The organism is Streptomyces mayteni, assembly GCF_054783955.1.
Genome location: NZ_BAAGPR010000189.1, coordinates 1 through 8,789 on the forward strand (window position 1 = coordinate 1; position 8,789 = coordinate 8,789).

The window sequence follows — 8,789 nt, forward strand, 5'->3', positions numbered from 1 at the left end:
GGTGGGTGGGGAACATCCCCACGGCCGGCAGGCCGCCCGCGTCGGGGTGCGCCGCGGTAGCGGGGAAAGGGCGGGTGGGTGGGGGAGAGCCCCCGGCGCGGAGACCCCCGGCTGGCCTTGCCTGGCCCCCCGCCCCGTGCGGTAGCCTGAAAGTGGCGTCGGCCCGTTCCATGCCCCCGGGCCCAACCATTGTCGCTACGAGCGACCACTTGCCGCGAGGCGAGCTGGCGGGTCGGCGCCCTCCATCGAGCCACCAGACCACAACGTCTAGGCCGGCCGCCGGCCGTAGGCCGCGGGCCCCCAGGTTCCCGTGCCTCTTTTCCCGCTGTTTCCATGGCCGTGACGCTTTGCTGTTACGGTCATATCGGTCCCGCGCCCTGGGTTTCACCGAGGAGCGACGCTCTCGTATGGTGTCAACACTTCGGGGGCGGTTTTCAGGAAAGCGAAGGAAGTCGGCGATGGCAACGGCGCCCAGTGTCTCGTACTCGATGACGGTTCGTCTCGAGGTTCCGGCGAGCGGTACGGCGGTCAGTCAGCTCACCACCGTGGTCGAGTCGTCAGGCGGTTCGGTGACCGGCCTGGACGTGACCGCGTCCGGTCACGAGAAGCTGCGCATCGACGTCACCATCGCGGCCAGCTCGACCGCGCACGCGGACGAGATCGTGCAGAAGCTGCGCGGCATCGAGGGCGTGGCGCTCGGCAAGGTCTCCGACCGGACGTTCCTCATGCATCTCGGCGGCAAGATCGAGATGAAGTCGAAGCATCCGATTCGCAATCGCGACGACCTTTCGATGATCTATACCCCGGGTGTGGCCCGCGTCTGCACACAGATCGCGGCGAACCCGGAGGACGCCAGGCGGCTGACCATCAAGCGCAACAGTGTGGCCGTCGTGACCGACGGCTCCGCGGTGCTGGGGCTCGGCAACATCGGGCCGCACGCCGCGTTGCCGGTGATGGAGGGCAAGGCGGCGCTGTTCAAGCGGTTCGCCGGCATCGACGCCTGGCCGCTCTGCCTCGACACCCAGGACACCGACGCGATCGTGGAGATCGTCAAGGCGATCGCGCCCGGCTTCGCCGGCATCAACCTGGAGGACATCTCCGCGCCGCGCTGCTTCGAGATCGAGGCGCGGCTGCGCGAGGCCCTGGACATCCCGGTGTTCCACGACGACCAGCACGGCACGGCCATCGTGGTGCTGGCCGCGCTGACCAACGCGCTGCGGGTGGTCGGCAAGGAGCTCGGCGCCGTACGGGTCGTCATGTCCGGTGCGGGCGCGGCCGGCACCGCGATCCTGAAGCTGCTGATCGAGGCCGGCGTCAAGCACGCGGTGGTGGCCGACATCCACGGCGTGGTGCACGCGGGCCGGGCCGACCTGGTGGACGCCGACGGCGACTCGCCGCTGCGCTGGATCGCCGACAACACCAACCCGGAGGGCGTCACCGGCACCCTCAAGGAGGCGATCGTCGGCGCGGACGTCTTCATCGGCGTCTCGGCCCCCGACGTGCTGGCCGCCGAGGACGTCGCCGCGATGGCGGACGGCGCCATTGTGTTCGCGCTCGCGAATCCGGACCCGGAGATCGACCCGGCCATCGCCCGGCAGTCGGCCGCCGTGGTGGCCACCGGCCGCTCGGACTTCCCCAACCAGATCAACAACGTTCTGGTGTTCCCTGGAGTGTTCCGCGGCCTGCTCGACGCCCAGTCGCGCACCGTCGACCTGTCGATGATGCTGGCCGCGGCCCGCGCGCTCGCCGACGTGGTCGGCGAGGACGAGCTCAACGCCAACTACATCGTGCCCAGCGTCTTCAACGAGAAGGTCTCGGGCGCGGTGGCGGGCGCCGTCCGCGAGGCGGCCCAGGACGTGGCCGGCGCCACCGCGGCCGGCTGACCGCCGGCCGACGACCCCTCGCCCCTGGGCCCAGGCGGCCCACCGAGGCGGCGAGTCGGTTGCCGGGCCTCGCGGGCTGCCCCTTAGGGTGACGGGGAGGCTAAGCCACGGGACCGTCATGGCGGCGGGTGATCAGCGCTCTTCGTGTGACCCCGCGGGCGCCGGATTGGCCTTCCCGCCTCTCGTGGGGGCAGGATGCGTATCCAGGCGCGAGGGGCCCGGAAGGCAGACCCTGCTCAGGGCGCTGTCAGAGGGCCCTGGCAGCATCGGCTTCGATCTCACGCCTCATTGGCAAGATGAACACGGGAGTACGAAATATGAACCGCAGTGAGCTGGTGGCCAGCCTGGCCGACCGCGCCGGGGTGACCCGGAAGGACGCCGACGCCGTGCTCGGTGCCTTCGCCGAGACCGTCGGCGAGATCGTTGCCAAGGGGGACGAGAAGGTCACCATCCCCGGCTTCCTGACCTTCGAGCGGACCCACCGTGCCGCCCGCACCGCGCGCAACCCGCAGACCGGCGAGCCGATCCAGATCCCCGCCGGGTACAGCGTCAAGGTGTCCGCGGGCTCCAAGCTGAAGGAGGCCGCCAAGGGCAAGTGAGCCCATGGTGAGCATGTTGCAGGGGTGGCCCGGGCAGGGCCACCCCTCTCGTGCGTTCCGGGGCCTGTTCACCTGATGCGGCACGTGAGGAGGACCACAGTCGCATAGGCTCTTCGCCGACCGGTAGGTCAGCCTTTGTCGGCAGATCCTCTGCTCCGGGGGGAAAGAGTGACAATCATTCATATCGCGCCCGAGGATGACCCCCTCGGGCGGCGGAAACGCTCCCTGCTCGACTGGCTGCGCCGACAGCCAGAGGTCCGCGAACACGCCGAGATCTCGCTGCGCGCCGCCGGCGTCGCCGAGCCCGGCACGATGGGCGTCTCGGGCGACGTCATCAGGCTCGTCGTCGACTACGGCTTCCAACTGGGCAACCTGGGCGTGGCCGTCGCCGCCTGGCGGGCCGCCTGCGCCCCACGCGCCCGGGTCACGATCGAGCGCGACGGGCTCACCGTCACGGTCTCCACCGCCGACCCGGCCACCGCGCGGGCCCTCGTGCGGGCGCTCGGCGAGGAGCGGGACGTGAACGCCGGCCGGGGAGACGCGGCGTGAGCGGCGAAGGCGGCGGGCCGCCGGATCCCCAGCAGTCGGCCTGCGTCCTCGTCGGCGTCCGGCGGTACACCGCTCTCGAGCCGCTGCCCGCCGTGGCGAACAACTGCCGGGCCCTGCAGTCCGCGTTGACCGACCCCCGGATCTGGGGCCTCTCGGACGACGACCGGTGCAGGACCGTCCTCGACCCCAGGACGCCGGACGAGCTGATCGACCCCGTCATCAGGGCCGCCAAGTCCGCCAGGGACACCCTGGTCGTGTACTACGCGGGCCATGGCGTCATCGACCCGCACGACCTGACGCTCCATCTGACCCTGCCCGGCTCCCAGCCGGAGAAGCCGCACACCGCCGTCCCCTACGAGTGGCTGCGCCGCGCCATCATCGAGCACAGCCGGGCCCGGCGCAGGATCGTCGTCCTGGACTGCTGCTTCAGCGGCCGGGCGCTCGGCGGCATGTCGGAGCCGCCGAGCCTGCGCGCGGTGGCCAGCGTCGAGGACACCTACCTGCTCACCTCGGCCGCCGAGAACGTCCGCGCGCTCTCCGTGCCGGGCGAGAAGTTCACCGCGTTCACCGGCGAGTTGGTGGACGTCCTCACCAACGGCGTGCCCGAGGGCCCCGAGTTGCTGTCGCTCGACGACGTCTACCGGCAGGTGCGGGACTCGTTGGCGGCCAAGGGACGCCCGGAGCCGCAGCGACAGGACCGCAACGAGGCCGGCACCCGGCCACTCGTCCGCAACCAGGCACGGCTGCCCGCCCGCCCCGAACCCCCGGCGCCCCTCTGGCGCCGCCGCCGGACGGCACTGGCCACCGGGGCCGCCGCCGTGCTGTTCTGCCCCGCCCTGGTCCTCTGGCACGCGGGCGCGAACGAGGAGGCAGCGGGGGACTGCTCGCCGCACGCCGCCCTGCTCGCCTACTCCGACGACCTGGACAAGTCCCAGCACCGCGGCCGGGACGTGCGGGGACTCTCGGCGCTCGCGCTGACCGAGGGCGATCGCGCCCTGGCCCTCGGCGACAACACGCCGGTGCTGCTGTACGAGATGGCGCTCGGCGGCCCCCGGTTGGCCGGGCTCGCGATCGAGGACGTCACGACGTTGACCGACGAGGACGGAGCCCCGCACCAGGGCGAGCAGTTCGACGGCGAGGGCCTGGTGGACGAGGGCGCCACCGTGCTGGTGGCCTCCGAGTCCGACGCCGGCCCCTCGCTCACCAGGTTCCGCCGCTCGGACGGCCGGGCGGTGGCCAGCCTGCCGATCCCGGACAACTTCCGACCGAGCGTCAACATGGAGTCCCTGACCGTCACACCGGACGGCGGAACCCTCTACCTCGGTCTCGAGACCCCGCTCGTCGTCGACGACACCTACCGCGGGCAGGGCATGCTGCGCGTCCAGCGCTACCAGGGCACCAGGGGCGGCGACTACGAACTCGCCGGCCAGTTCGGCTACCAGGCGGACGCCGGGCTCGCGCTGGTGGAGCTGGTGGCGCTCGGGCAGGGAGAACTCCTCGCCCTGGAACGCGGATACGTGGCCGGCGTCGGCAACACCGTCCGCGTCTACCACGTGTCGCTGGCCGGCCTGCCCGACGTGTCGGAACTCACCTCGCTCGGCGCGGCACCCTCCGACGTCTTCCCGGCGGACAAGCGCCTGGTCGTCGACCTGGGCGACTGCCCCGCCTCCGGCGCCACCGCCCAGCAGGAGCAGCTCAACCCGCTGCTCGACAACGTGGAGAGCATGGCGCTCGGTGAGGAGATCGTCGACGGCGAGCAGCGCGGACGACACGTCCTCTACCTGCTGTCGGACGACAACGGCGCCACCACGCAGACCACCCGCGTCTACGCCGTCGCCGCCCGACTGCCCTGACGCCCGCCGCCGCGCGCGGGCGTCAGGCGCGCTCGACCTTGGCGCCCAGCTCCTCCAGCTTGTTCTCGAAGTTCTCGTAGCCGCGGTTGATCAGGTCGATGCCGTGCACCCGCGAGGTGCCCTGCGCCGCCAGCGCCGCGATCAGGTACGAGAAGCCGCCCCGCAGGTCGGGGATGACCAGGTCGGCGCCCTGTAGCGTGGTCGGGCCCGACACCACCGCCGAGTGCAGGAAGTTTCGCTGGCCGAAGCGGCAGGGCGTGCCGCCGAGGCACTCCCGGTAGAGCTGGATGTGCGCGCCCATCTGGTTGAGCGCGCTGGTGAAGCCGAGCCGTGACTCGTAGACCGTCTCGTGCACGATGGAGAGCCCCGACGCCTGGGTCAGCGCCACCACCAGCGGCTGCTGCCAGTCCGTCTGGAAGCCGGGGTGCACGTCCGTCTCCAGGGCGATCGCGTTGAGCGCGCCGCCCGGGTGCCAGAAGCGGATGCCGACCTCGTCCACCTCGAACGCGCCACCCACCTTCCGGTACACGTTGAGGAAGGTCAGCATCTCCCGCTGGCTGGCGCCGTGCACGTAGACGCTGCCCTTGGTGGCCAGCGCCGCGCTGGCCCAGGACGCGGCCTCCAGGCGGTCGGGCAGCGCCCGGTGGGTGTAGCCGCCGAGCTGGTCGACGCCGGTGATCCTGATCGTCCGGTCGGTGTCGAGCGAGATGATCGCGCCCATCTTCTGCAGCACGCAGATCAGGTCCTCGATCTCGGGCTCCACGGCCGCGTTGGACAGCTCCGTGTCGCCCTCCGCGAGCACCGCGGTCAGCAGCACCTGCTCGGTGGAGCCGACCGACGGATAGGGCAGCCGGATCTTGCAGCCGCGCAGGCCCTTGGGGGCCTCCAGGTACTGGCCGTCCGCCCGCTTCTCGATCGTCGCGCCGAAGCTGCGGAGCACGTCGAAGTGGAAGTCCACCGGGCGGCCGCCGATGTCGCAGCCGCCGAGCCCGGGGATGAAGGCGTGCCCGAGCCGGTGCAGCAGCGGGCCGCAGAACAGGATCGGGATCCGCGACGAGCCGGCGTGGGCGTCGATGTCCGCGACGTTGGCGCTCTCCACGTGCGACGGGTCGAGGACCAGCTCACCGGGCTCCTCGCCGCTGCGCACCGTCACCCCGTGCAGCTGCAGCAGCCCCCGCACGACGCGGACGTCGCGGATGTCGGGCACGTTCCGCAGCCGGCTCGGCGCGCTGCCGAGCAGCGCCGCCACCATCGCCTTGGGCACGAGATTCTTCGCCCCGCGGACCCTGATCTCCCCCTCGATCGGGGTGCCGCCGTGAACAATCAGTACGTCGTCGGTCATCGAACTCGCGATCCCTAGGGGTCGGTGCGGGGGCCACCGCGCTCGACGGTGACCGCATCGGACTGCGGGGCATGGCCCGGGGCCATGCTAAGACCGAGGGTGCCGCGGGCTGGCCGACGGCACTCCCCAGCGCCCATCCGATGGGGAATCATGGGTCCCATGACCGAGGCGTCCTCGCTCACCGGGCGGCTGCTGGTGGCCACCCCGGCACTGTCCGATCCGAACTTCGACCGCTCCGTGGTGCTGCTCCTCGACCACGACCGCGAGGGCGCGCTCGGGGTGGTGCTGAACCGTCCGACGCCGGTGGGGGTGTCCGAGGTGCTCGAACCGTGGGCGTCGCTCGCCGGCGAGCCGGGCGTCGTCTTCCAGGGCGGCCCGGTGGCGCTCGACGCCGCGCTGGCACTGGCCGTGGTGCCGGGCTCCGGGCCGCTCGGCTGGCGCCGGGTGCACGGCTCGATCGGCCTGGTGGACCTGGAGGCGCCGCCCGAGGTGCTGGCGGCCGAGGTGGGCAGCCTGCGGATCTTCGCCGGCTACGCCGGCTGGGGCCCCAAGCAACTGGAGCAGGAGTTGGAGGAGGGCGCCTGGTACGTCGTCGACTCCGAGCCCGGCGACGTGTCGGTGCCGGAGCCCGAGCGGCTGTGGCGGGCCGTGCTGCGCCGGCAGCGGGGCAGCCTGGCGCTGCTCGCAACATATCCGGACGACCCGTCGCTCAATTAGGCTTGTGACCCATGAGCACTCTCGAGCCCGAGCGCGGAACGGGCACCGGCACTCTCGTCGAGCCCACTCCGCAGACGAGTCACGGCGACGGCGACCACGAGCGCTACGCCCACTACGTCCAGAAGGACAAGATCATGGCGAGCGCGCTGGACGGTACTCCCGTCGTGGCGCTCTGCGGCAAGGTCTGGGTGCCGGGCCGGGACCCGAAGAAGTACCCGGTGTGCCCCATGTGCAAGGAGATCTACGAGTCGATGGGCGCGTTCGGCGGCGGTAAGGACGGCAAGGGCGGCAACGGCGGTAACGGCGGCAAGTAGCCGCCGCGGCTCCGTCGGCTCCGCCCACTCCGCGTCGCGTCGCCCCCCCCGGGCCGCCAGGACCGCCGGCCGCGCCGGCGGTGCGGGCCGCCCGGGGCTTCGTCGTGCCCTGATCGTGTGAGTCGGGGCGGCCGCCCGGCTGGCTCGGCCCCCGCGCGATCACGCGTCCGATCGTGCGTGTCGGGCGGGCCACCCCGGCGCCGGACGGGCCGGATTCTGTGCCAGAGTTGCCACGTCCGGGCTCGGAACACGTACCGTACGGCTCGGCAGCCGGGTCCACCGGAGAGGGGCAGCTGGATTGAGCACGCACGCACCGCACGCACCGGGCTCCGCGCGGCTCGTCGCGCTTCCGGCCACACTGGACGAGGCCGTGGCGGCACTGGCCGCCGATCCGGCCGCCGTGCCGGTCGCGGGCGGCACGGATCTGATGGCGTCCGTCAACGCGGGGCTGCTGCGCCCCGCCGCCCTGGTGGGCCTCGGCCGGCTCGCCGAGCTGCGCGGCTGGGCGTACCAGGACGGTCACGCGCTGCTCGGGGCCTGTCTCACGCACGCGCGGATGAGCCGCCCCGACTTCGCCGCGCTGATCCCGGCCCTCGCCGCCGCCTCCCGGGCCGCGGGCCCGCCCCAGGTGCGCAACGCCGGCACCCTCGGCGGCAACATCATCACCTGCGCGCCCTCCGGCGACACGCTGCCGGTGCTGGCCGCGCTCGACGCGACGCTGCTGGTCGCCGGGCCCAACGGGGACGGCCGGCAGATCCCCGTCAGCCACCTGCTCTCCAGCCGGGACCGGCTGCGCCCCGGTGAGCTGCTCGCCCACGTGCGGGTGCCGCTGCTGCACGCCCCGCAGACCTTCCTGAAGGCCACCGCCCGCACCGGACCGGCCCGGGCGCAGGCGTCGGTGGCGGTCGTCCTCGACCCGGTGCGCCGCGAGGTGCGCTGCGCGGTCGGCGCCGTCAGCCCGATGCCGCTGCGGCCGCTCGACGCCGAGCGGTGGGTCGCCTCGCTGGTCGACTGGGACGGGGAGCGCGGGTTGGCACCCGAGGTGCTGCACGCTTTCGGGGACTATGTCGGGATGGCCTGCATCCCGGATCCGCCGCCGTCGGCCGATGGCGGGGAACCTCCCCAACTTCCGCCCGCCGTGCAGCACATGAGGCGTACCGTGGCGACACTGGCCCGCCGTGGACTCGGAAGGGCTCTCGCATGAGCAACGATCAGCAGCCTGACCCCGCGCCCGCCGGCCCGCCCGGCGGGGTGCGCACCCCGGGCCCGCAGGGGAGTTGGGGCGGGGAGTACGACTCGGACGCCACGGCCTTCATAGAGCTTCCCGAGGGCTACCAGGAGCGGTCGGGCGGCGAGCCGCTCGCCGCGCCTGGCCACGGCTACCAGCCGCCGGAGATCGGCGACGGCGCGGGCGCCTCCGCCGCGCACGCCGACCCGGCGGCCAGCGGTCAGTGGACGCTGCCCTTCGGCCAGGCCGACCCGGCCGACGTCGAGCGGTCGGCGCGGGCCGTCGCGATGGGCCAGGGCGCGGC

Annotated in this window: 8 protein-coding genes and 1 pseudogene; 8 read left to right on the forward strand and 1 reads right to left on the reverse strand. The window is 72.7% G+C overall.

Annotation, left to right across the window (positions count from 1 at the left end):
• The first annotated feature begins 458 nt into the window (after positions 1–458).
• From ACYVPE_RS38305 to ACYVPE_RS38320, 4 genes are all read left to right on the forward strand, one after another.
• Positions 459–1,883: a malic enzyme-like NAD(P)-binding protein gene (locus tag ACYVPE_RS38305; protein WP_461038459.1), complete on the forward strand. Its 1,425-nt coding sequence runs from the start codon at positions 459–461 to the stop codon at positions 1,881–1,883.
• 317 nt (positions 1,884–2,200) lie between these two features.
• A complete protein-coding gene (locus tag ACYVPE_RS38310; RefSeq protein ID WP_132819576.1) occupies positions 2,201–2,482 on the forward strand; it encodes an HU family DNA-binding protein in 282 nt (93 codons plus the stop codon).
• A 168-nt stretch (positions 2,483–2,650) separates the two neighbouring features.
• Positions 2,651–3,031 (forward strand): effector-associated constant component EACC1, encoded by a 381-nt coding sequence (locus tag ACYVPE_RS38315; protein ID WP_461038460.1) that lies wholly within the window; start codon positions 2,651–2,653, stop codon positions 3,029–3,031.
• On the forward strand, positions 3,028–4,884 hold the full coding sequence (locus ACYVPE_RS38320; RefSeq protein ID WP_461038461.1) for a caspase, EACC1-associated type: 1,857 nt from the start codon (positions 3,028–3,030) through the stop codon (positions 4,882–4,884). Before ACYVPE_RS38315 ends, ACYVPE_RS38320 begins: the two co-directional genes overlap by 4 nt.
• Before the next feature lie 22 nt (positions 4,885–4,906).
• Here the strand turns inward: ACYVPE_RS38320 and murA are convergent, their stop codons facing one another.
• Complete coding sequence (murA, locus tag ACYVPE_RS38325) at positions 4,907–6,226, reverse strand: UDP-N-acetylglucosamine 1-carboxyvinyltransferase (protein WP_461038462.1); 1,320 nt, start codon at positions 6,224–6,226, stop codon at positions 4,907–4,909.
• Between the two features lie 159 nt (positions 6,227–6,385).
• Here murA and ACYVPE_RS38330 point away from each other — a divergent pair, with 159 nt between their 5' ends.
• The 4 genes and pseudogenes from ACYVPE_RS38330 to ACYVPE_RS38345 all read left to right on the forward strand — a co-directional run.
• Positions 6,386–6,943: a YqgE/AlgH family protein gene (locus tag ACYVPE_RS38330; protein WP_461038463.1), complete on the forward strand. Its 558-nt coding sequence runs from the start codon at positions 6,386–6,388 to the stop codon at positions 6,941–6,943.
• Between the two features lie 11 nt (positions 6,944–6,954).
• Positions 6,955–7,257: a DUF3039 domain-containing protein gene (locus ACYVPE_RS38335; protein ID WP_461038464.1), complete on the forward strand. Its 303-nt coding sequence runs from the start codon at positions 6,955–6,957 to the stop codon at positions 7,255–7,257.
• Between the two features lie 298 nt (positions 7,258–7,555).
• Positions 7,556–8,461: an FAD binding domain-containing protein gene (locus ACYVPE_RS38340; protein WP_461038465.1), complete on the forward strand. Its 906-nt coding sequence runs from the start codon at positions 7,556–7,558 to the stop codon at positions 8,459–8,461.
• A pseudogene (locus ACYVPE_RS38345) lies at positions 8,458–8,789 on the forward strand (2Fe-2S iron-sulfur cluster-binding protein); the annotation flags it as partial. The gene ACYVPE_RS38340 and the pseudogene ACYVPE_RS38345, both read left to right, overlap by 4 nt.

Excerpts from the sequence above, each read along its gene's own strand:
- ACYVPE_RS38330 (WP_461038463.1), top strand. The coding sequence starts at position 6,386 with ATGACCGAGGCGTCCTCGCTCACCGGGCGGCTGCTGGTGGCCACCCCG.
- ACYVPE_RS38335 (WP_461038464.1), top strand. The coding sequence starts at position 6,955 with ATGAGCACTCTCGAGCCCGAGCGCGGAACGGGCACCGGCACTCTCGTC.
- ACYVPE_RS38310 (WP_132819576.1), top strand. The coding sequence starts at position 2,201 with ATGAACCGCAGTGAGCTGGTGGCCAGCCTGGCCGACCGCGCCGGGGTG.
- ACYVPE_RS38305 (WP_461038459.1), top strand. The coding sequence starts at position 459 with ATGGCAACGGCGCCCAGTGTCTCGTACTCGATGACGGTTCGTCTCGAG.
- murA (WP_461038462.1), bottom strand. The coding sequence starts at position 6,226 with ATGACCGACGACGTACTGATTGTTCACGGCGGCACCCCGATCGAGGGG.